Source organism: Pseudoxanthomonas sp. X-1, from assembly GCF_020042665.1.
In the GTDB taxonomy this organism is placed as follows: Bacteria; Pseudomonadota; Gammaproteobacteria; order Xanthomonadales; family Xanthomonadaceae; genus Pseudoxanthomonas_A; species Pseudoxanthomonas_A spadix_A.
In genome coordinates this window covers 930,123-952,936 of record NZ_CP083376.1, presented here as the reverse complement: position 1 = coordinate 952,936, position 22,814 = coordinate 930,123, and the positions used below count along the sequence as shown (strand labels likewise).

General features: G+C 63.1%; 18 protein-coding genes. 7 read left to right on the top strand and 11 right to left on the bottom strand.

Features of this window, described 5'->3' with window-relative positions; all coding sequences use genetic code 11:
- The first annotated feature begins 8 nt into the window (after nucleotides 1-8).
- Nucleotides 9-1,028, top strand: coding sequence for a purine nucleoside permease (locus LAJ50_RS04275; protein WP_130550687.1), 1,020 nt, complete (start codon nucleotides 9-11; stop codon nucleotides 1,026-1,028).
- 4 nt (nucleotides 1,029-1,032) lie between these two features.
- On the opposite strand, the gene LAJ50_RS04270 is transcribed toward LAJ50_RS04275, so the two are convergent.
- Together LAJ50_RS04270 and LAJ50_RS04265 are read right to left on the bottom strand one after the other, a co-directional pair.
- Nucleotides 1,033-2,757 (bottom strand): cellulase family glycosylhydrolase, encoded by a 1,725-nt coding sequence (locus tag LAJ50_RS04270; RefSeq protein ID WP_130550686.1) that lies wholly within the window; start codon nucleotides 2,755-2,757, stop codon nucleotides 1,033-1,035.
- A gap of 195 nt (nucleotides 2,758-2,952) precedes the next feature.
- Nucleotides 2,953-3,501, bottom strand: coding sequence for a DUF2059 domain-containing protein (locus LAJ50_RS04265; protein WP_138653188.1), 549 nt, complete (start codon nucleotides 3,499-3,501; stop codon nucleotides 2,953-2,955).
- A gap of 317 nt (nucleotides 3,502-3,818) precedes the next feature.
- Here LAJ50_RS04265 and LAJ50_RS04260 point away from each other — a divergent pair, with 317 nt between their 5' ends.
- From LAJ50_RS04260 to LAJ50_RS04250, 3 genes are all read left to right on the top strand, one after another.
- Nucleotides 3,819-5,180 (top strand): glycoside hydrolase family 16 protein, encoded by a 1,362-nt coding sequence (locus LAJ50_RS04260; protein WP_138653186.1) that lies wholly within the window; start codon nucleotides 3,819-3,821, stop codon nucleotides 5,178-5,180.
- A 192-nt stretch (nucleotides 5,181-5,372) separates the two neighbouring features.
- Nucleotides 5,373-7,607 carry a penicillin acylase family protein gene (locus LAJ50_RS04255; protein WP_138653184.1) on the top strand — a complete coding sequence of 745 codons (2,235 nt, stop codon included), beginning with the start codon at nucleotides 5,373-5,375 and terminating at the stop codon, nucleotides 7,605-7,607.
- A 67-nt stretch (nucleotides 7,608-7,674) separates the two neighbouring features.
- The gene (locus LAJ50_RS04250) at nucleotides 7,675-9,288 is read left to right on the top strand and encodes an alpha/beta hydrolase-fold protein (RefSeq protein WP_138653182.1); all 1,614 of its coding nucleotides are present in this window, start codon (nucleotides 7,675-7,677) and stop codon (nucleotides 9,286-9,288) included.
- Between the two features lie 87 nt (nucleotides 9,289-9,375).
- On the opposite strand, the gene LAJ50_RS04245 is transcribed toward LAJ50_RS04250, so the two are convergent.
- The 9 genes from LAJ50_RS04245 to LAJ50_RS04205 all read right to left on the bottom strand — a co-directional run bounded on the left by LAJ50_RS04245 (nucleotide 9,376) and on the right by LAJ50_RS04205 (nucleotide 19,803).
- Nucleotides 9,376-10,026, bottom strand: a complete 651-nt coding sequence (locus tag LAJ50_RS04245; RefSeq protein ID WP_130550681.1) for a hypothetical protein — start codon at nucleotides 10,024-10,026, stop codon at nucleotides 9,376-9,378.
- The gene (locus tag LAJ50_RS04240) at nucleotides 10,016-10,264 is read right to left on the bottom strand and encodes an antitoxin VbhA family protein (protein ID WP_138653180.1); all 249 of its coding nucleotides are present in this window, start codon (nucleotides 10,262-10,264) and stop codon (nucleotides 10,016-10,018) included. Before LAJ50_RS04240 ends, LAJ50_RS04245 begins: the two co-directional genes overlap by 11 nt.
- Nucleotides 10,265-10,707: 443 nt before the next feature.
- Entirely contained in the window at nucleotides 10,708-11,163 is a 456-nt protein-coding gene (locus LAJ50_RS04235) for a hypothetical protein (RefSeq protein WP_130550679.1), read from the bottom strand.
- On the bottom strand, nucleotides 11,160-11,546 hold the full coding sequence (locus tag LAJ50_RS04230; RefSeq protein ID WP_130550678.1) for a hypothetical protein: 387 nt from the start codon (nucleotides 11,544-11,546) through the stop codon (nucleotides 11,160-11,162). The genes LAJ50_RS04235 and LAJ50_RS04230 overlap by 4 nt, the downstream gene beginning before the upstream one ends.
- Nucleotides 11,547-11,891: 345 nt before the next feature.
- Nucleotides 11,892-12,197, bottom strand: coding sequence for a hypothetical protein (locus tag LAJ50_RS04225; RefSeq protein WP_130550677.1), 306 nt, complete (start codon nucleotides 12,195-12,197; stop codon nucleotides 11,892-11,894).
- Between the two features lie 435 nt (nucleotides 12,198-12,632).
- Nucleotides 12,633-13,106, bottom strand: coding sequence for a hypothetical protein (locus LAJ50_RS04220; RefSeq protein ID WP_130550676.1), 474 nt, complete (start codon nucleotides 13,104-13,106; stop codon nucleotides 12,633-12,635).
- Entirely contained in the window at nucleotides 13,103-14,050 is a 948-nt protein-coding gene (locus LAJ50_RS04215; RefSeq protein ID WP_224096468.1) for an RHS repeat-associated core domain-containing protein, read from the bottom strand. Before LAJ50_RS04215 ends, LAJ50_RS04220 begins: the two co-directional genes overlap by 4 nt.
- A 15-nt stretch (nucleotides 14,051-14,065) precedes the next feature.
- Nucleotides 14,066-17,749 carry an RHS repeat protein gene (locus LAJ50_RS04210; RefSeq protein WP_171044599.1) on the bottom strand — a complete coding sequence of 1,228 codons (3,684 nt, stop codon included), beginning with the start codon at nucleotides 17,747-17,749 and terminating at the stop codon, nucleotides 14,066-14,068.
- A gap of 164 nt (nucleotides 17,750-17,913) precedes the next feature.
- Nucleotides 17,914-19,803 (bottom strand): hypothetical protein, encoded by a 1,890-nt coding sequence (locus LAJ50_RS04205; protein WP_138653176.1) that lies wholly within the window; start codon nucleotides 19,801-19,803, stop codon nucleotides 17,914-17,916.
- A gap of 514 nt (nucleotides 19,804-20,317) precedes the next feature.
- Here LAJ50_RS04205 and LAJ50_RS04200 point away from each other — a divergent pair.
- The 3 genes from LAJ50_RS04200 to LAJ50_RS04190 all read left to right on the top strand — a co-directional run bounded on the left by LAJ50_RS04200 (nucleotide 20,318) and on the right by LAJ50_RS04190 (nucleotide 22,664).
- On the top strand, nucleotides 20,318-20,908 hold the full coding sequence (locus LAJ50_RS04200) for an NAD(P)H-dependent oxidoreductase (protein WP_138653174.1): 591 nt from the start codon (nucleotides 20,318-20,320) through the stop codon (nucleotides 20,906-20,908).
- 61 nt (nucleotides 20,909-20,969) lie between these two features.
- A complete protein-coding gene (locus tag LAJ50_RS04195; RefSeq protein ID WP_171044598.1) occupies nucleotides 20,970-22,139 on the top strand; it encodes a hypothetical protein in 1,170 nt (389 codons plus the stop codon).
- Between the two features lie 84 nt (nucleotides 22,140-22,223).
- On the top strand, nucleotides 22,224-22,664 hold the full coding sequence (locus tag LAJ50_RS04190; RefSeq protein ID WP_130550671.1) for a DUF3597 domain-containing protein: 441 nt from the start codon (nucleotides 22,224-22,226) through the stop codon (nucleotides 22,662-22,664).
- Nucleotides 22,665-22,814 lie beyond the last annotated feature (150 nt).

Sequence of the window (22,814 nt, the reverse complement as noted above, 5' to 3'; positions counted from 1 at the left end):
GCCTGCCGATGCCTCGTCCCCTGCCCGTGCGCTTGTTGTCGCTCTGCCTGATGGTCCTCGGCGCGCTGGCCGGCGTTCGCGCCGATGCCGCGACGCCGGCGCCGATCAGGGTCAAGGTGTTCGTGGCGGCGATGTTCGAGATCGGCGCCAACAGCGGCGACCGGGCCGGCGAGTTCCAGCACTGGTACGAGCGCTACTGGGCCGACGCCAGGCCCATCGCCGTGCCGGGCGCGCTGAACCCGGTGTACTGCAACGCCGATGGCGTCTGCGGCGCCGTGCTGGGCATGGGCAAGGTCAACAGTTCGGCGTCGATGCAGGCGATCCTGCTCGATCCCACGTTCGACTTCTCGCACAGCTATTACCTGCTGACCGGCGTCGGTGGCACGCCGCCGCAGCGCGGCACCATCGGCGAGGTCAACTGGGCCAGCTGGCTGGTCGACTACGACCTGGGGCATCGCTGGGCGCCGGAGGAGAACACGCCCGGCGCGCCGACCTTCATGCCGCGCAAGGGCTACGAGGCCTATCGCGTGTTCCACCTCAACCCGGCGCTGGTCGGTTGGGCGATGCGACTGTCGCAGGGTGTGCCGCTGGCCGATTCCGACGCCGCGCGCGCCTATCGCCTGCGCTATCCCGACGCGGCCGCGCGGCGCGCGCCGTTCGTGGGCACCGGCACGCACATGACCGGCGACACCTTCTTCCACGGTCCCGGCCTGTCGCGGCAGGCGCAGTACATCGCCAGGCTCTACGGCGCCGACGACTACGTCATCACCGAGATGGAAGCGGCCGCGCTGGCCCTGGTGATCCAGCGCACGCACGGCACCGATCGCATCCTCAGCCTGCGCGGCGCGGTCAACTTCGACCAGGGCAACCCGCACGAGACCACGCTGCAGCACCTGGACCCGGCCCCGGGCGAGACCGCCGGCGGCTTCCCCGAGACCGTCCAGAACATCGAGGCGGTCGGCGCACGCGTGGTCGACCACATCGTCGCGCACTGGCCGCAGTGGCAGGACGGCGTGCCGGCGCCCTGAGCCTTCAGCGCGCCGGCGTGAAGCGCAGCGTCTTCAGATCGAACCCGGCACCTTCGGCACGCACGCGCAAGGTATTGGTGCCCTGCTGCAGCGCCAGTCCGCGGAAGACGCCGGAGCCCTGTGCCGGCGCCTGCGCATCGCCGTTGAGCACCAGCGCCACCCTGGCCGCGCCGTGGGTCTCCAGCGTCAGGTCGTAGCGGCCGGCGGCGGCCACGGTGAAGGTGTACTGCAGCCATTCGCCGGCCTGCAGGTCGGCCACGTGCAGTTGCCCGTCCTGTCCACGCCCCAGGTCGACGCCGTCGTTGCGATAGGCCATCAGCGCGTTCCAGACCAGGCCGCCGGGCTCGGTCGATTCGTTGGCCGGCGTGCGGTCGTGATAGGCCACCCCGTCCGGCCCGAGATCGAAATCCACGGCGGCCCACGTCCCGCCGGAGGCCTCGACGGTGTGCGGCTTGAACGGTCGCGCGCGATCCGAATGCGGCGCGCGCAGCAGCGCATCGACCACATCGGGATGCTGCAGGTTGTTGGCGAAGGCCACGTCGTGCGTGGCCAGCTGCATCAGCGCCGCCTCGGCCGCCTGCGCCGTGGGCTTGGGGCCCTTGCCGTTCCAGTAGGCCAGCAGGGCCTGGTAGCCGGGATTGGGCACGATCTGCAGCGGGTTGTTGTAGCGGATCTTCTTCAGCGGCCACCAGCTCCAGCCGATGCCTTCGCCCTCGGCCAGCGCCACGGCGCGGGTGTACCAGTCGTTGGAGTTCTCGCCGGTCTCGCCCAGCCACAGCGGGATCCTGTGGCGGTCGCGCAGCGCCAGCATCTGCGCGATGCTGTCGCGGTCGGGCGTGTTCCAGTACTTGTGGAAGCTCAGCACCAGGTTGTCGTCCCACAGGCCCGCATCGAGCACGCCGGCGTAGTTGCTGCCCCAGCAGTTGCCCTCCAGCACGATCATGTGGCGCGGATCGATGCGACGGATCGCGCGCGTGGTGCGTTCGAGCAGGGCGCGCAGCGGCGCGTTGCCGGTCTCCTTGCAGCCATGCAGGTCGCCACGATCGGTGAAGCCCCAGTTCGGCTCGTTGATCAGGTCGTAGGCGGCCACGGCCGGCTCGTCCTTGTAGCGGCGCGCCAGCTGTTCCCAGAGCGCGACCAGCTTGTCCTGCGCGGCCGGGTCGTCCCAGAGCGAGGGCCTGGACGGGTCGCGGTCGGCGATGCTGAGGTCGTTGCCCTGCCCGCCCGGCGCGGCGTGCAGGTCGAGGATGACCACCATGCCGTTCGCCTTGGCCCAGGCGATCAGCGCATCGGTGCGCCGGAAGCCGTCCTCGATCCAGGTCTGCCGGCCTTTGACCGGCTCGTCCTCGACCGGCAGCGTGTACAGCGCGTAGTGCATCGGCAGGCGGATCGAGTTGAAGCCCCACGCCCCCATCGCGTCGATGTCGGCCTTGGTGGTGTGGTGGTCCAGCCACGCGGTGTAGAAGGCCTGGGTCTTATCCTGGCCGATCAGCGCGGCGATGCGCTGGCGGATCACGCGTTGGGCGCCGAACTTCGGCACCTCCAGCATGTAGCCCTCCTGCAGCATCCAGCCGCCCAGGCCCATGCCGCGCAGGATCACCGGCTTGCCGTCCTCGTCGACGATCTGCGTGCCCTGCGCGCGCAGGAACCCGCGCGGCTGCGCATGGGCGGCAGGGACGGCCAGCAGCGCCAGCAGGGCGGCCAGCACGAGGGGACGGGACAGCGACATGGATGGCTCGCGGATGGTTTGGGGACCGGCAAGCCTAAGCCGGGCGGCGGGCAGGCGCCGCCTGCAGTGCAGCATCGGATGATGCCATCGGCCTCGCTACCCCACCCGCAGCGACCTTCGGCCCATGCGCCCCTGGCGCTGGCAGACCGGCCGCGACATCCTGCGCGGCCTTGGCCGGCCCGGCTTGCGTCTGCCTTACTTCTTGCCGGAAGCGTCCTCGGACTTGGCGGCACGCAGCTGCTCGACCATTTCGGACTGCAGCTTCTGGATCTGCGGCATCAGCAACTGCATCCGCTGCTGGATCAGGACCATCGAATTCTTCATCAGCCCTGGCATCTTCTTCAGCATGCTCTGCCCCGCGGGGGAGCGATAGAAAGCGAGCATCCCATCGACATCGGCCTGGCTGAAGCTCTCGGTATAGAGGCGGATGTACTCCGGCTCCATGACGTCATAGCGCATCTGCTCCAGCATGACATCGACCATCTGCTTGCCGGTGCTGTCGAGGATGGCGCGCTGAGCGTCGTTGAGCGCCTGCCCCTGGACCGCATGCTGCATGCTCTGCCCGACGGTGGCCCGGACCTGGTCTTCCATGGACCGCATCATCGCGCGCACATCGGTGACCTGCAGCAGTTCCCTGACCGAGGCTTCGCTCGCGGGCGCTTCCGGGGCGGGGGCGGCCGGTGCGGCCAGTGCGGCGAAGGCGACCGCGTACAGCAGCGCGGCGGCAAAAATGGATCGCAACATGCAGGACGTCCTGTCTTGGTTCGCATGCCCGCCGGAATGCAGGCATCGCAGCCCTATTCTGCGCGATTGCCGCGCGCGGACAAAGCGGCGGTAAACGCTTCCCCATCAACCACTTGCCTATGTCGTCGCTGTTGTCATGCAGCAAGACTCGGCAAAAATGACGCCGTTCTTCATGCGTCGCGAACGCGTGGCTGTGACAGAACCCGCGGATTCGCACATGGCTGAAAACAGGCTTTGACAGCGCTGTCATACGAGGAAGAGCGTCGGCGCTGGCCCCGCCGTGGAGGCGGTCGCGCCACCATCCAAGGAGATAGACCATGCGCTCATTCCGTGCCCTGGCGGTGTCATCCGCCGTGATCCTCAGCGCCGCATGTGCCACCTATGCACCGGCGGTGCAGGCCCAGACGCTGGTGTGGGAAGACAACTTCGACGGCACCGCCATCGATGGCAACAAATGGACCTATGACGTCGGCACCGGCTGCCAGATCGGCAACTGCGGCTGGGGCAATGCCGAACTGGAGTACTACACCAGCCGCCCGGAGAACGCGCGCGTGGAGAACGGCCACCTGGTGATCGAGGCCCGGCGCGAGGACTTCGGTGGCATGCCCTTCACCTCGGCGCGGCTGAAGACCGAGGGCCGCATGCACTTCAAGTACGGCACGCTGGAAGCGCGGATCAAGATCCCGCAGGCGGGCAACGGCCTGTGGCCGGCCTACTGGATGCTGGGCGCGGTCGGCGTGTGGCCGGCGCGCGGCGAGATCGACATGATGGAAGCCGGCTCGGCCCAGGCGATCGCCGACGGCATGGCCAACCGCCGCGTCGGCGCCGCGGTGCACTGGGACTACAACGGCTCGCAGGCCGACTACGGCAGCGACTACAACAGCCCGGTCGACCTGCAGAACGACTTCCACACCTACCGGCTCACCTGGGACGCGAACTACATCCGCATGTCCATCGATGGGCAGCAGTACTTCGAGTTCGCCATCTCCGACATCCAGGGCGCCTCGCTGCAGGAGTTCCACGCCCAGCAGTTCCTGCTGCTCAACCTGGCCGTCGGCGGCAACTATCCGGGCATCCACGACGTGGCCGGCATCACCGCGCCGATCCCGGGCAAGATGGAGGTGGACTACATCCGCCTGTACCAGGACACGCCGGGCTCGGAGCTGTACATCGGCGCGGACCACGCCGCGCCGGCCGGGACCTTCGGCCTGTTCTCGGAACGCGGCGGGCTGAGCGGACAGCTGGACTACGGCAGCGGCACCGACCTGTTCCTGTGGAACAACCTCACGCCCAACAACGGCGCGGCCTATGAGGGCAGCCAGGTGATGTCGTATCACGCCGCGGCCAACAACTGGTATGGCCTGGGCATCAGCACCGGCTTCAGGAACTTCAGCAACTACGCAGGCGGGTCGCTCAGGTTCCAGATGAAGACCAATGCCACCGGCACCTTCAAGATCGGCATCAACACCTCCTTCGGCGACAGCTGGGTGGACTTCGTCAACGGCGGCAACAACTACGGCCTGGTGCGCGATGGCAACTGGCACCAGGTGACGATTCCCTTCAGCGCCTTCTACGACCTGGACCTGACCGCGGTGAAGCAGCCCTTCATGGTGGTGTCCGATCCGCCGCCGGCGGATGTGGATTTCGCCATCGACGATGTCGTGTATCAGAGTCCGTAGGGCGGGCTGACGGCTGGTCGTCCCGCGGATGCGGGACGCCAGCGACCTCAAGCGGCAAAACCCAAGAGACTGGGCTCCCGCGTTCGCGGGAACGACGGCAGGAAGAGTGCGGGAGACTGAGAGCCGCGGTTGCTGCGGCGCGGGGCGGGGTGGGAACGCTAGGATGCGGGGCCACCCCACTCCGCCGCCGCCATGCCCTTGCCCCGCCCGATCCGCAGGCCCCGACACGCCCTCGTCCCGACCGCCAGCCTGTTCGCTTGGGGGCTGGCGGCGTCCACCGCCCTGGCCGCGCCCGATGCCGGCGAGCGCGCGCGCTGGCAGCGGCATGCCGCGCAGGTGGAGATCACCCGCGACACCTGGGGCATCGCCCACGTCCATGGCAGGACCGATGCCGATGCGGTGTTCGGCATGATCTACGCGCAGGCCGAGGACGACTTCAACCGCATCGAGACCAACTACCTGGTCAACCTGGGCCGGCTGGCCGAGGTCGAAGGCGAGACGATGCTGTGGCAGGACCTGCGCCAGCGGCTCTATTACGATCCGGCGCGGCTGAAGGCCGACTACCAGGCCAGTCCGGCCTGGCTGCAGACGCTGATGCAGGCCTGGGCCGACGGGCTCAACGCCTACCTGGCCGCGCATCCGCAGGTGAAGCCGCGACTGCTGGCCCATTTCGAACCATGGATGGCGCTGAGCTTCAGCGAAGGCAGCATCGGCGGCGACATCGAGCGCATCGCGCTGAGCCAGCTGCAGGCCTTCCACGAGCGCAGGCCGGTGGCGATGGCCCTGCTGGAACGCGAACCGCAGCTGCGCCTGCCCAGCGGCTCCAACGGCGTCGCCATCGCGCCCTCGCACAGCGCCGATGGCCGCGCGCTGCTGTTGATCAATCCGCACACCAGCTACTTCTTCCGCTCCGAGCTGCAGATGCGCAGCGACGAGGGGCTCAACGCCTATGGCGCGGTGACCTGGGGGCAGTTCTTCGTCTACCAGGGCTTCAATCGCCATGCGGGCTGGATGCACACCAGCAGCGGCGTGGACAACGTCGACGAGTTCGTCGAGACGCTGGCGCCCTGCGCCGATGGCAGCCCCTGTTACCGGGATGGGCAGACGCTGCGGCCGCTGCAGCAGCGCCAGGTCACCCTGTCCTACCGCACCGCGGCCGGCGGCCAGGCGCAGCGCGGCTTCACCGTCTGGGCCACGCACCACGGGCCGATCGTGCGCGCGCAGGACGCCACGCACTGGGTGGCCTTCGCCATGATGGACCGGCCGGTGGCGGCGCTGCAGCAGTCGTTCCTGCGCACCAAGGCGGGCGGCTTCGCCGACTTCATGAAGGTGGCCGCGCTGCAGGCCAACTCGTCCAACGACACGCTCTATGCCGATGCCGACGGCACCACCGCCTATCTGCATCCTCAGTTCGTCCCGATCCGCCGCGCGCATGTGGACTACCGCAAGCCGGTGGACGGCAGCGACCCGGCCACCGCCTGGGAAGGGCTGCATGCGCTGGACACGCTGCCGCAGGTGGTGAACCCGCGCAACGGCTGGGTCTACAACGCCAACAACTGGCCTTGGAGCGCGGCCGGCGCCGACAGCCCCAACGCCAACGATTTCCCCCGGTACATGGACCAGGCCGGCGAGAACGCGCGTGCGCCGCATGCCATCGCCGTGCTGAGCGCGCGGCCGACCTTCACCCCGCAGCAGCTGATCGAGGCGGCCTACGATCCGTGGCTGCCGGCCTTCGACACACTGCTGCCGCTGCTGCGGCACGACTACGCCGGCCTGCCCGACGGCGATGCGCGCAAGGCCGCGCTCGCCGGCCCCATGGCCGCGCTGGCCGGCTGGGATCGTCGCTGGGGCCTGGACTCGGTGCCGACTACGCTGGCGGTGACCTGGGCCGATGCGCTGCTCAAGGAGATCACGCCGCTGGCGCGCGAACGCGATCGCGGCGGCGTCGATGCGATGGCCACCCTGGCCACGCCCGAACAGCGCCTGGCGGTGCTGCAGGCCGTGGTCGACCAGCTGCAGCACGACTTCGGCCGCTGGCAGGTGCCGTGGGGCGAGATCAACCGTTACCAGCGCAACGATGGCGCCATCGTGCAGACCTTCGACGATGCCAAGCCGAGCCTGCCGGTGCCGTTCACGACCTCGCGCTGGGGCTCGCTCGCCAGCGCCGAGTCGCGCACCTATCCCGGCACGCGCCTGCGCTACACCACCTCGGGCAACAGCTTCGTGGCGGTGGTGGCCTTCGGCGCCGACGGGCCGCAGGCCTGGGCGGTGAGCGTGGGCGGGGAAAGCGGCGATCCGGCCTCGCCGCACTTCGCCGACCAGGCCCCGCTGCACACCACCGGGCGGCTGCGGCCGGTGTGGTTCACCGAGGCGGACGTCGCCGCGCACGCCGAACGCCGCTATCGTCCCGAGGTGCCGCAGGGCTGAGCTGCGCGCGGCACGCCTGCACTACGTTCGTTGAAAGCTCGCAACCTTCAACCCCAGGGGGATCTTCATGCTGCACCGTCTTGCAGTCGCCGGCTCGCTGGCGCTGGCTTTCAGCGCCTGTGCGCCCGTCACGCAGGCGCGCGATGCGTCGGCGGACACGCCGGCACCGCACCGCTTCGTCCGCATCACCCTGCCGGCCGGCGCGGCGCCCACCTCGGGCAGGCTCCTGGTCTTCGCCAGCGACCCCGCCTCGGTGCGGGCCGCGTCCAGGAACGGCCAGATCACCGCGGTCGACGGCAATCCGTCGGCGCCGCATTCGGTGTTCATCGCCGCGCAGGAAGTGACGCACCTGGAAGGCGGCGGCAGCGTGGACGTGGACCTGGACCAGATCGCCTTCCCGGCGCCGTTCTCTACCCTGTCCGGCGACTACCTGGTGCAGGCCGTGCTGGATGTCGACCACAGCTACAACTACACCGGCCGCAGCGGCGGCGACCTGGTCAGCGCGGTCACCGCGGTGAACCTGGCCCAGGGCAAGCCCTTGCCCAGCCTGTCGCTGGCGCAGACGGTGCCGCACACGTCCGACCCCTGGGCGCTGTCGCCGCGCCTGCCCGAGGCCGCGCGTGCCGCGCTGCCGCAGGCCAAGGCGCACAGCTTCGACGCCTCGATGACCAGCCCGGTGCTGAGCGCGTTCTGGGGCCGCGACATCCGGCTGCGCGCCCGCGTGCTGGTGCCGCCCGGCTACGACGCCAAGGCCGCCACGCGCTATCCCACCGTCTATGTGACCCACGGCTTCACCGGCAACTATGACGCCTTCGCCGACAGCATCGTGACCACCTGGGACGCGATGGCGCGCCAGCAGATGCCGGCGATGATCTGGGTCTATCTGGAGGAGGCCATCCCCAGCGGCACGCACGAGTTCGCCGATTCGGTGAACAACGGCCCGTGGGGCACGGCGCTGACCGAGGAACTCATCCCGGCCCTGGAAAAACAGTACCGCATGGACGGCAAGCCCTCCGGTCGCTTCCTCACCGGGCATTCGTCCGGCGGCTGGGCCACACTGTGGCTGCAGACCCGCTACCCGAAGCTGTTCGGCGGCACCTGGTCGACCTCACCGGACCCCACCGACTTCCACGACTTCACCGGCGTGGACCTCTATGCCTCCAACGCCAACATGTATCGCCTGCCCGACGGCAGCGTGGCCCCGATGGCGCGCGAGGCGGGCAAGGTCGTGGCGTCGGCCGAGGATCTGATCAAGATCGAGCGCGTGCTGGGCCCCTACGGCGGGCAGCTGGCCTCGTACGAATCGGTGTTCTCCCCGCGTGGCGTCGATGGCGCGCCGATGCCGCTGTTCGACCGCGACACCGGCCAGGTCGATCCCAAGGTCGCCGCGTACTGGACGGCGCACTACGACATCGCCGCGCGCCTGGCCGCGCAGTGGCCACAGCTGGCGCCCGACCTGGACGGCAAGATCCACGTGATCGTCGGCACCGCCGACACGTTCTACCTGGACGGCCCGGCACGCAGGCTCAAGGCGGTGCTGGATCGCCTGCACGCCAAGAGCGATGTCCGTTTCCGCGAAGGCCGCACCCACTTCGACCTGTACCAGGACGGCGACGACGAGGACGCCCTGCTCAAACAGATCACCAGGGAAATGTACGCGGTGGCGCGGCCGGGTCAGTAGGCTCGCGACGCAGTCGGCATCGGGACGGCGCTTCCGCGAGGACGTGCCGCTTTTTTCGCTCGGTGATCGCCAGCAGCGATGGGCCTGCTACTGACAGCCTTCAATGTACTGGATTGCCGTTCCCGTCCCCGCATAAAAGCCAGTCACCACGCTGCCATCGGTTTCAAAGCGAATGCCGTACTCGCCTCCCCGCGACCGCAACGTCAGGTAAAGTCCATCGGGTTCGACATAGGCATGGGGTTGTTGCGTAAGGCGCCCGTGATAGAGCCGCTTTAGCGCGTCCTCCGACATTCCCACGCTTGCACCCGATACCGTCCTAACGCCGGGTCGAGACACATCAATGCGCGCGAGGCCATTGATTATTTTGGCCTGCCGATTGCCCAGAACATCGCTGCAAAAATAAGCATAGCAATGGCAAAAGCAAAACCAAACCTGATAACCAGCACGCCATCCAAATGGAATCCGTGAAAGAAGTGTAGATACTGCCCCCCTGCTTTCATCCCAGTTTGTCCAGTAAGGGAACGGTGGGACAGCAATCAACAGAGCCGCAACAACGGCAACTAACCACTTCACCCTAGGCAACCAGATAGCCACCGCAACACTGCTCGCTATTGCTACAGCAGTCACCTCCAAATTCAATGACCCTCCCCAAGCCAAGGTCATCAAGAGTGCTGGCACAAAGAGAAGCGCGGCCATCACAATCACGGCAAGGATTCGGAATAGCTTCTTATTTTGCATCGTCGATGTTCCGTTGGTTGTGGCCTTCCCAGACATCATTGGTGTATTCGGACAGGACAGGAACGGCTTGCGGTATTGCCCACCCTTCACCGATGGATATTGCCTCGCCATTTACAGAGCCGCTGATCTCGCCCAACGCATAGCGACCTAATAGCGCCTGCATGCCCGGCGTCATCACCGCGCCTTCCGATTCGCTGATGGCGATGGCATTGGCCAGCTCGTCCAGGCGTTCGGCCATTTGCTGTTCGGTGGCTGGCTTCGGTAATTGGGCATGTCGTTTCCAGCTAATTGGATGAAGGAATGACCTTCTGCATCGCGGCTAGTTGGAGCGGCAATAGCGGGCCCGATTTTTCCCGTTTTCCTTAACCCTCAGAAGCCCATACACCATACGCACCCTAGCGGGTTCATAAGCCCTTGGCTGCGTTGGGATTTTTCGCGGCGGCCGATAAGAGCGGTCATACCCACGTATCACAAGTACAGGATAAGCTATTGATTCGGTTGAAGACGAGTTAACACCTGCGTCATACCGTGTAATTGAGGTGTTCGTGCGCACTTTTAAGAAGCAAGCCGAGGGCTAGGCACCAACCTCACCACCCGACAACGAACAAAGCCCGCAGCGATGCGGGCCTTGTTGCGTGTGGCGACATGATCCCGGATTACGTTTCCGCACTACGCTGGCTGTCATTGCCTCCGGCAATAAGACGGTATTACCGAGAACTGAAGCTGCTTGATCTGGTCCGCAGCTAACTTGGTTGGATCATCAAACGCTTCATAGGCAATGAAGCCGCGCAACTCGCCTTTCGGTTCTATACGGTGCTCACCACAACCGCCAGGGCAATAGGCGCTTTGCAACTCACTACGAACCGGCAAGATTCCTTGGGTAGTCTTCAATGTCACGGCAGCATTCTCCGTGGGGAACTTTCCAGTGCTGCTAGGCCATGCTTCGATTGATAGACATAGAGGCTTCGTATCGTTCGATTTAAGCACCATGTCGAACCGACGCTCGGCAATGTTGTCGTTAATCTGCAACGTATACCGATCCTGAGTCGGACGTGTGACTGACTGCGAACAAGCAGCAGATGCTGTCAGCAGTAGCGCTGTGCTTGCCATACGAACGAAGGTAAGCAATTGGCTCATTGCGCAAAATCCATCAAGTGATCTGGGTTAGTTAGGCGTTGCGTGCTAGGCAAATTCTGGAAACTGTTTTGCTCATCTGGCCCACCGAACTTATAAGCCTTAAATCCGTTGAACACTTGGTCTTTGTAGCCAAGCACAGCATGACCCGTTTCATGCCCCAAACCCCAAGAAAGCGTCGATTGGCTGTTAAAACCGGGGTGGCTGACATTCACGATGACTTGCGTTGGCCCGCTGGTCGGCACGCCCGCCAACGTTCCTGCCCCTATGCCAGGGTACGCCGCACTCAACTGCTGAGACGTCATCGCATTTGCAGGGATTGCATTCGCGCTTGTGTCGCGAAGTGCGCTCGCCATACTCGACATATCACCGGCAACCTTTGTCATGTTCGCCGCCGTTCCAGAACCTTTCCCAAAGTTGCTTTCGAATGCCTTCGTGACCCCGTTCAAGCCTTTCCCGGTCGAAATTGCATTAGTGATCTTCGCCGCTGCTTTCTCCAAATTCGTCGCAGCTCGCTGTTGTGCGCGGTCAAGCCTGTTCCACTGCTTGTCAGTGAACCCTGTACCCCGCGATAACCGACCGTCAGGGTCAGTAAATCGATAGGGATTGTTGTTTGCGTACCAATACCGATTGAAGTTACCGAATCTTCTGATCTTTGGGCGGAATCAACCATTCTCTGCAGACTCAAACCAGTCACAAGAGAGAGAGCCCAAGATAATAATTATTTAGAACTACAATATATCCATTAGCATATAAACTCCGGCGCTCCATGCAAAAAAGCAAGTCCCGGACTTTCCCCCACTAACATGAGCCTTAACTAGCCCACCAGCATCCTGCAACTTGCCATTCCAGTCCACTGAAAAGGGTGGAACTCTACCAGCATCAAAGCTCTCAATACTCAAGTTGGATTTAGTCGCAGCGCTTAATGCCTGCACAATTTTAGGACCATGCTCACCACGGAGAATGTCATTCTTCTCCGCTTTTAGCGCCTTATCTCTCCGTCTACGAAAGTCAGCGATGCGCTGGTCATTTTGCATTGTGCTGCCTCCGGTCACTTACTTAGGCCAAAGTCACACGAATCTTGCCTTTATAAGGCTGCCCGAGGCGGCTCCGAGCCAAACCCCGCTTGCGAAACGGTCGCTATCGCCAGCATGACGGCCCAGGCAATGCCACGCCTTACCGCAATGACGTCGCGCAACAAGGGCCCAGCGTCCACATGATCTTCCGTACGCCCCATCTGTAGCCCCTTGGTAGTAGTCCCTCTTCCCAAGTGCCCAAGTGCTCCGATCTCTGACGTAGGCTGTAAAGCTGTCATGGACCTCGAGCTGCGACTGCTGGTAGCTAAGGCAAGTCCAAGGCCCGGGCTAAGCGCCATTTACGCGAGGCGCCGACCCTCTCGGCCACCAAGTTAACCAAAATTTTATGAGCGAGAGTCAATCGCATCCGTCCTCTTCTTTCGTCGTACTCGCACGCTACCAAAAATCAAGCAGCGGACCTTTGCAGTTGTTAGTGAAGAACCTTGTCTTTTTGTCGTGCGCTGGCTCATATCCACAGTAGACATTCTCGCCGCCAGAAATAGTCAAGAACTCAACCGCACAAGCGTGAAGAGCCTCGATCGGCGCAACAGAGCCTTTGCAGGAAATGTCACTATCCGTAAAGGACAACATCACATCATACCGACCATCGTACCTAACGACCTGAAGATGCGTCCGTAGGATTGCCAGCTGCGGCCAGTCCACCCTGTCCAGATTCAAAGAAACCATGGCAGAAGCAGACGAAATAGCGCTCATGATCTTTTCGACGTCGCCATCCCATTTCGCCAAGACTCCATCCACCTCGCTCACATCCACTGAAAGGACCGAGGAGTCATTTACTAGAACACCTATGAAATCATTCAATCGTGCGCTCGGAACACCTTCGAAAGCGAGCTCGATAAGATTGCTCATTTGTCGATAAATCCTTTGAACGTGCCGTCCATATTGAGCCGGACTCCTCTTCCGTCTTCCAAAGTTTTCTCAAGGAACTTTGCACCATCCTTGTTCGCGACTTCTTCGAACTTGCCTGGCCCCTTGACGATTTCACGAAAATGCTTCATAGCCTGAGCATTCCAAGTTTTCATGGAACCAGACATCTTCCCCCATATGCCAGGATTGCGCCCAGCGTGCTTGGAAAGCGAATGTCCAATTATAGTGCTTCCCTTATATGCTTGCTGAGCAGATGTAGCCGCAGTTCTTAAACGTGAGAAATTAGCCAGCCTTTCCGCCTGGATTGCTGCTCTCGCTATCCGTGTCAGCCTGACTGCACTACCCGCGATCGCGCCGGCTGGAACGAATGCTGTTGCATCGTCGAAAGCTGCCTGCGCGAATCCATCACCTTCGCCGTCATATCCATCCTTTAACGCCCCCATCACCATATCGCCGTCGAACCCACGGCCGTTAAGTGCATTCCAGCTTTCGGTGATCACTCCACCAACAAAGGTGACACCGTTTCGCCCATCCGGATCGGTGAACTTATACGGGCTATTGAACGCGTATGCGTAACGGTTGAAGTTTGTGACTGGCCTTTCGTAAGCCCTCACTGGATCAACGCTAAGGAACACACCGAGCTGCGGGTCGTAATAGCGCTGCTGCATGTAGTTCATGCCCGTGGCAGCATCCAGCACATGCCCGGTGTATCCAGGGCCATCTGTATCGGGTCGGTTGAGCAGATCGCCGTACGGCGCGTACTCGCTACGCTCTATCACCTGCTGATTGGCGTTCGTGACCGCGATGGGGCTGCCTAACGCGTCGGTGTGGATGTATTCAACGGTTTGAGATAATGCATCAAACGCAAAAAACATTGAAAGCAAAATTTTCAGGAAAATCTTCGTATGTCTCGATGCAGGAGTCATGCCCATTCCCCTTAGCTATTCCTGACCCGAATACACAACTTGCGAATAAGGTGAGCAACCCTGTGCATTACAAGCCCTAACCTGGTACTGGGGATTAGGAGTAGGATATTCGCTCATGTTCTTGACCACACTCGTCGAAAGCGCCGGGCCGTTATAGGTCATATAGCCGATCAGCTGATAGCTCGTCGCCCCAGACGAGGCATCCCACCAGGCAGTGAACCTCTTCTGCTTATAGCTTATCGTTTCTATCGTAGCGCCCAGACCTGTAGGCGTCGGGGGCACTAGCGTAACCACCGTGGTTCCCACATTGCTCCAGCCGCCACAACCGGCGGAGTTGCAGGCACGGACTTGATATTGATAGTTTCCAGCGCCCTTTCCGTTCGCGGAGTAGGACGTAGTAGAACTGTTCTGCACAACAGAGCCGTTCTCCTGGAGCTCGTAACCCGTAGCAGAGCTCACCTCACTCCATGAGATGCTGTAGCTCCCGGTGTTGCTGCTTGCTGGAGCGTTCAGCGATGGGGCGTCGGCAGGCGGCAAGAGCACCTGCGTGATGGCGGATGAGCTCCAAGGCCCGCAGCCCACGTTGTTGCAGGCTCGGACGATATAGCTATAGCTGCCTGTGCTGCGACCATTGACGTTCAATGAGAGGGCACCACCGCCATAGATAGTGCCGCCGTTCTCCTGCAGCTCATAGGAAGAAGCGTTGCCGACCGCACTCCACGAAACAGTGTAGGACCCTGTGCTGCTCGAGCCGGGAACGCTGACAGTGGGCGCACCCGATGGCGGCGTCGGGATCGCCACCGCGACTGTGGCGCCGGCACTCCACGGCCCGCACCCGACGTTGTTGCATGCTCGGGCGGTGTAGGTGTAATTGCCCGTCCCACGACCACTGATGGCAGCCGACAGGCTGCCCCCGCTGTAGAAGGTATTGCCGTTCTCCTGGAGCTCATAGGAAGAAGCGTTGCCAACGGCGCTCCACGAAACGGTGTAAGAGCCCGTACTACTTGAGCCCGGAGCACTGACGGCAGGCGCGCCCGACGGCGGCGTCGGGATCGTCACCGCCACGGTGGCCCCCGCGCTCCATGGCCCGCACCCGACGCTGTTGCATGCTCTGGCCGCGTAGGTGTAGTTGGCCGTGCCACGCCCGCTGACCGAAGTCGACAGTCCTCCCCCGCTGTAGAGGCCGCTGCCATTCTCCGTCACCTCATACGACGTGGCCGTATTCACCGACGTCCAGGAAATGGAATAGGCACCGTTGCTGCTACTCGCGGGCGCACTGACGGAAGGAGCGGCCGACGGCGCGCTGGGGAGCGTCACCGCGACGGTGGCTTCGTTGCTCCAGCCACCGCAGGTACTACCCGCACACGCTTGCACCCGATAGCTGTAGACACTGGTGCCCTTGCCGCTGGCGCCGTAGCTTGTGGTACTCCCGTTGTAGACCGTTGTCCATGCACCCGCGCTGCCGACCTTTTCCTGCAAGGTGTAGGTGGTGGCGTCGGTGACCGCGGTCCAGCTGACCGTATAGGCCCCGGTGCCATTCGAGGCGGGCACGCTGGCGGTCGCGGTGCCGACGCTCTGCACGTTACTGACCCGCGCCACAAGGCTGCCGCCCAGATAGACGTATTCGTATCGGCGATTCGTGCGCTGGTTCTGCTGATAGCGCAGCACGCCGTCCTGGCCATAGAGCGAGTAGATGTTGCCATTTGAGGCGACCGACAACACGCGGCGTCCGCTGGCGTCGTAACGATAGGACTCCTTGTTCGGGACCGAGCGCAGACGATTGCCGTAGTCGAAGGCGTAGGTCTGCCCGTTCTTGTTGGCAAGGTTGCCCTGTGCGTCGTAGCCCAACCCGATCACCGCGCTGCCGCTTCCCGCGTTGCTGACCGTTTCCAGCTGCTGCTTGGCGTTGTACGCATAGACGTAGTTGGACACCGCGCCGACCTTGAAGGTCTTGAGGTTGTCCAGTGCGTCGTAGGTGAACGCGGCTTGGTTGTCGCCGCTGAACATGATGGATTGAGCAGTAAGTAGACGATCCAGACCGTCGTAGGTCATGTTGCGGGTCTGGCGTCCGTCCACGTAGTCGGACACTGCATCGATGTTGCCGTTCGGGTCGAAGCCATAGGCCATATCGATCACCGCGCCGCCGCCGGTGTCGGTGCTGCGCGTTGGCAGCTGGCGGGCGTTCTGCGTCATGCTGTGGACCACGCCATTGCCGTAGGTGAACTGCTTGATCGCCCCGTTGGGGTAATACGACACGCCAGTGGCGAAGGCCCCTGCCTGAGTCGGCTGGCCCAGCGCATTGGGGGCGTAGGACACCGTCAGCCCGGAGGGATAGGTGTGTGTGGCAAGGGTGCCGTAGGCGTCGTACCCATATCCGATGGACAAGGCGGTGCCCACGCCGGTCTGGGTCATGCCCTCGCCGATCAACAGGCGCCGGTTGTTGTAGGAGTACGTATTGACGACCGTATCACCGCCGTTGGCGTTGTTGGTGGTCACCTGATGGGGCTTGCCATCGGGGTAATAGGTCCAGGATTGGTTTCCCCGACCATCCGGGAAGGAGAGCGTTGCCAGAAGGTTCCGGGCGTCATAGGTGCGGTTGACGACCCGGCCGCTGGATTGGGCCTCGGCGAAGTTGCAATCGCTGGCAGAAGGCAGACTTAGCCCTGTGGCAGACCACAAGAGGTTGCCGGCGTCATCATTGAAATAGACCGTCGCCCCCGACTCGGGCTCGATGGATTTGCAGAGGCTCTGGTCCCAGGCATACACGTACTGCCGCGTCACCGACTGGCTGCCGTCACCATTGCGACGGGTGATGGCAGTGGGCTTACCGAAGATGTCGCGGGCGATCTCCGTCACCGTGGACTCGGGCGACTCGATCTTGACCGGCCAGTCCGTGCTGGGCTGGTCATAGGCCATGTAGCTGATGACCGTGCTCTGACCGCGCGGGTTGGTGACCTGGACACGTCCCCCGCTGAGGTAGCTGGTGGTCGTCAGCTGCAAGGAGGGATTGAGTTCGGTGTCCTGGCCGACCGAGGTGACGCGACCCAACGCATCGTAGGTGGTCCAGGTACCGGTGGTCGAGAGCGAAGTGCCCGGATAGGACGCGAATGTCACCCGGCCATCGTGGTCGTAGGTGAACCGTTGCAGGCTGGTCGTTGCCGCCTGGTTGCCAGCGTCGTACTGCTGGACCACCACGGGGCGCCAGAACGCGTCGTAATAGCTGACCTTGACCGCGTTGCCGGTGGTGATGGTCTGTCGCCAATGGCCGGCGGGCAGCCCAAACTCGCTACCCGCGACAGCAACGAAGCTCTGGCTGGTGGTGTACCACTTGCTGCTGTCGCACGTGTTGGCCGCCGATTCGGACGGATAGGTGATCAGGTTGATTCGCCCCATCGCGTCGTAGCCGTAGCAGGTCCGCGCACCGGTCTGATCCACGACGGCGGTGATCCAACCGTTGTCGTCAACCTGGGCAGACATGGCGCTGCCATCGGCGAAGCTCATCGTTTGGGGAATGCCGCGCTTCCAGTTGGAGAACGTGGTGGTGTTGTTATTGCCGTCCTTAACCGTCGCCAGAGTGCCGTCGGCATTGTAAGTCAAGGTCTGCTGGAGCTTGCCGAACGCCTTGGACGTGGTGATCTGGGAATTGGCGTTGAAGGAGAACTCTTTGGATATGACGCCATTGACCGACTCCTGCGCCACTTGACCTATCACCCACTTCGAGAAATCGTCGTGATATCCAATTTCTCTAAGACGAGTGTGATTCTGCGCGAGCAGAGGCGATGGGAGAAGGATTGCCAACGCTATGCCGGCACCGAGCTTCCTTAGCATGTTCCTGGCCTTTCCGATGATTGATCAGTACCGCACTAGGGCAACGGTGCACTGCTCTCGATTACCTTAGTCGGCCTTGCGAACTGGTCGAAGCAAAGCGTGCTGCCTGTGCCGCAAGATTGACTGACTTCCCATACATAGCTCATTGCCCCCAATCTGGTTTCCCGCTTCTTTATGGGATTCAACCGCTCGGACATGAAATCACCTCTTGTAAACGTGCTTTCTCCAATACGAGCAGGATAGGAAAGTCCGTTCGGGTCGTTTTGATATGTCTGCTCCTCAACCATCATCACCAAGGATGGACCGCTCCCTCTTTCTGTTTTCCTCAGCTGCCCCTCGTTCAATCGGAAGCGATTCCCATACGTAAATCTCGACCACTCTCCGCCCGGACCCACAACCTCCACCGTCTTGTAGTCCAAGCATCCGGATCCACAGCTTGATTCCCAACTATGATTTGTCGGGCCATAGCTGTAACTCCAAGTTGAAACAGCACCCCCACTGAGGTTAGTAATTTGCTTGCTGGTAATCGAAATTTGATTGAAGAGGTAAGGGGTCCACGCGAAATTCGTGGCGGCGTCATTCGGGTTTGGACGAATGCAGTTTTTGGGCACGTATGAGCGCCCGTGAGTGATCGACTTGAAGGTAAAAACGCCAACAGCACCTGATGGGTGAGTCAGCGTGCCACTCACTTGAGCTTGACCGTTAGATGCGCCCGATCTCTCACACATAAGTGAGATCCCCGTTTCGGGGGTAGTGAAAGCTTCGCGTAGATTCGAAAAGTCGATCAGCCACCTGCTGAGGCCGGGATTTCCATTATCGGGGAGCAACACCTGTTCCAACCCATTTCCGTAGACATATTGCCAGGTTCGAGTCCCGGCACTGACAGTCGCAACATGGCCGCTGGTGTTGTAAGTGACGGTCAGGCTTCTTCCGTCACTGGAGTTGATCGACGTCAAATGCCAAGGATTAGCTTGGTCATAGGTATAAGTCACGTAGTTGCCAAAGCGATCTTGTACTTTCGTCGGAAAGATAAGGACCTCCTCTCGCACCAGCGCCGTTGTCTCGCTTCCGGGTGCGGCAGCGGCGGCGGTAGCGTGATTCCGACCCGAACTAGCAGCTGATCGCCCCACATCGATCGGAGCTCCGTAAGATTTGATAATCGATGGAGCGGGCCGCGACACGATCCAATCGAACCAGTACAGATTTCCTTTAGGATCATGAGCCAAGAAAGCGTCGCCCACCACACCATTGGCTGTGCCTGCAAGGCACGAAAAGAACCAGTTCGATTTCGTTGCCCACAGGTAAGGACCACCGGAAGTCGGCTGGTTGGGGTTTCCGCCAACCAATGCAAGCAATTCGTTTGATCCTTCGTCGGGGACAACGAGATGGTTTCCATGCCAGTACTCAGCAGGATCCCAGGAGCCAGCGGGACTGCCGTCAACCACAGGGGCAGCTCCAAGACCGTGGAGGCAGCGTTGATCGCTGCCTGCATCCCCAACCTGCCAACCCCTGCCTTCCGCGAAAACACCTTTCAGATGGGGCAGGAAGAGCTCCCAGTCGGAAAATCCGCCATCTCTCGCGAGCAGCTGAGACCTTTCCGAAAGAGTGCGACTCTCAACGCTATATTTTCTTCTGATTTCTACTGGAAGATCATTACTCCCCGCGAGGCTTACATCAACGGACTCGAATGATGCAGCACCAGTGTAAAGATCCACTCGATCGCCGAAAAGGTCTTCACCTAACGAAGCGATACTGCCAGCCACATTAATGGTCTTATCGTATTCCTGAGGCAGGGTTACCTGAGCGGCAACAGGAAAAGAGCCGGTAACCAATAGAAAACCTGGTAACGCCAGTTTGGCGAGCCCGCGCAGGTCGAGATCAATCGCGGGCATCTTTGCTATTTCGGAAATCCCTGTCTCTTTCACGCTCCCCTCCAGTCCCTGTGAAAACAGCGTGGAGACCCGCCGTCTCCTCGACACACCGCTTCTTCACACAGAGCGACGCTAGCAGCACCCCATTCGTTCAATAATTACAATTTCGCAATAAAGCGAGCGAGCGTACGACTAAACGCAGCTATCTGGCGATGTCCCCCACCTAATGGCTTGTTCGCCGCTTTAGAGCTTGTCCAGTGCATGTGCGTTCTTTCTTGAGGAAGCTTTACTGGATCCGGCCACCGAGCTGGCCCGTTCACTTGCTCCCACACCGGCGCTGTGGTGCCAAGGCAGACCTTGGCCGATGCATGTTGCCAAGGTGGCGCCCTAAGCCATGCCAAGCAGGCAGGAAGCAACATCCGGCTAAAGCAGCGCCACTGGAAGAGTCCTGCTGGTGTGCGGTCGATCAGGCCAGCGCCGCGTATTCATGAGATCCGTACATGTTTGCGTGCACAAAGCCTTGCGCTGCGGCTTACGATGATTCGACCTTTTCCAGCAGGCCGCCCCCATGTCCGACCGCATCCTCGTGTTCTATGGTTCCTATCGCCGCGACCGCATGGGCATCCGCCTGGCCGAGTACGCGGTGCGCACGCTCAACGCGCGTGGTGCGCAGGCCGAGCTGATCGATGCCAAGGCGGTCGATCTGCCGATGCTGGACCGCATGTACAAGGAATATCCCAAGGGCGAGGCGCCGCCGGCGATGGAGGCGCTGGCCGAGAAGATCCGCACGGCCGATGGCTTCGTGTTCGTCACCGGCGAATACAACTGGGGCCTGCAGCCGGGGCTGAAGAACCTCACCGACCACTTCCTCGAAGAGTGGTTCTGGCGCCCGGCCGGCATCGTCAGCTATTCGGCCGGCCGCCTGTCCGGCGCGCGCGCCAGCTTCGCCTGGCACGGCACGCTGTCGGAAATGGGCATGGTGGTGATCTCCAGCACCGTCACCGTCGGGCCGATCGGCAAGACACTGGATGCGGACGGCCAGCCGATCGAGGAGGCCGGCAAGTCGCTGGAGAAGAGCTTCGCGCGCTTCGCCGACGATCTGGCCTGGTGGACCGAGGCCGCGCGCACCCAGCGCGGCAAACACAAGCCGCCGTACTGATCGCGTCCCCTGAAGGCCCCGTTTTGCGTGTTCTGGCATGTCCTGCCTGCCGGAATCCGCCATGCGCACCCTCCTGATCCTGTGCCTGCTCCTGTTCCCCCTGCCGCCCGTCCTTGCGGCCGAGCCGCGGATCGTCCAGCTCAGCGGCTCGGACGGGACCATGCTGGCGCTGCGCGAGGACGGCACGGTCGTGGGCTGGGGCACGTTCAAGGACGGGCAACTGGGGCCGAATCCGCGGCAGTACGGCACCACGCGCTGGGCGCGGCCGACGCTCATCCCGCTGCCTGCGCGTGCGCGTGAGATCGCCGGCGGCGCCGAGAACGGCTATGCGCTGACCGAGGACGGGCGCGTCCTGGCGTGGGGCGCGGGCGTGGGCCTGGGCGGCGGTCGCGCCGTGTCGTCCTCGGACGGCGCCGTGGTCCAGGTGCCCCTGCCGCCGGTCCGCCACCTCTACGGCCGGGATGGCACCGCCATCGCCCTGCTCGAGGACGGCAGCCTGCGCGCCTGGGGGCGGCGCGAGAACGGCAGGATCGGCGACGGCCTGGCGAACAAGCGCTGGGGCGAGGCCAGCCCGCCCGCGCTGACGCCGGTGAACGTCCCCGGCGCCACCGACATCACCCAGGTCGCCATGGGCTTCACGCACACGCTGGCGCTGCGCCGCGATGGCACGGTGCTGTCCTGGGGCAGCAACCGTTACGGGCAGCTGGGCCGCCAGCCGGTGCAGGAGCCCGCGCTGGACCTCCCCGCCGCGGTCGATGGCTTAAACGAGGTGGTCGCGATCGCCGCCGGCGCCTATGCCTCGATGGCCATCCGGCGCGATGGCACCCTGCTCGCGTGGGGCAGCCGCGGCAACTACATGCTCGGCGACGGACGCCAGGACGATCCGCCGGAGCGCTTCTCCGCGACGCCGCTGCCGGTGCCAGGCGTGCGCGCGCCCAAGGCGGTGCAGCTGTCCATGTACAACGCCATCGCGCTGTTCGACGACGGCAGCGCGGTGGGCTGGGGCAATACCGACTGGGGCACCCTGGGGCTGGGCCAGAAGACCGGCTATGTTCCCCGCGCCAAGCGGCTGACCGTGCGCGACATCGCCCTGGTGTTCTCGCTGCACTACGGCACCTACCTGGTCAAGCGCGATGGCAGCACCTGGTACGCCGGCCACGGCGGCAAGGACGAGTGGCAATCGCCCGTCCTCACCCAGGCCACCTTCGTGCCGATCTCGCTGACGCCGTAACGCGGGCGACGCGGCGGCTTCATCCGGTCTGAGCAGCGCTGCCGGTAGGCTCGCCGCTCCACCGTCAATGAAGGAGACATCGCGATGGGCCTCTTCTCCAGTATCGTCAACAAGATCTTCGGCCACGCCTCGCCGCAGGCCGCCGCCCCGGCCACGCCGAGCGCTGCATCCAAGCCCGAAGTGGTCATCGTCGACGGCAGCGAAGCCACCGCCGGCATCGCCCCGCCCGCACGGACGCCCGATCCCGCGACCGCGACGCCCGCCGCGCCGGTCGATGTGGCCGCCGTGCTGACCGACATCGCCTCGCGCAAGGGCGGCAAGAGCGACTGGCAGCATTCGATCGTCGATCTGCTCAAGCTGCTCGACCTGGACTCCAGCCTGACCGCGCGCAAGGAGCTGGCCGAGGAACTCAACGTCCACGCCGGCGAGCCCGGCAGCGCCGAGCAGAACATCGCCCTGCACAAGGCAGTGATGAAGAAGCTGGCCGAAAACGGCGGCAAGGTGCCGGCCGAGCTGAAGGACTGATCCTGCGCCGGGCCGGCTGCCCGCCGGCCTTGCGCACCTCGAACCGCGCGCCGTCCTGCGACGGCGCGCGGTTTTTTTGTTTGGAAGACCAGGAACGTGCCTGCTGCGCAGGGATCGCCCGGTACTGTCCAAGCGGGGGGCTGGCGCGCT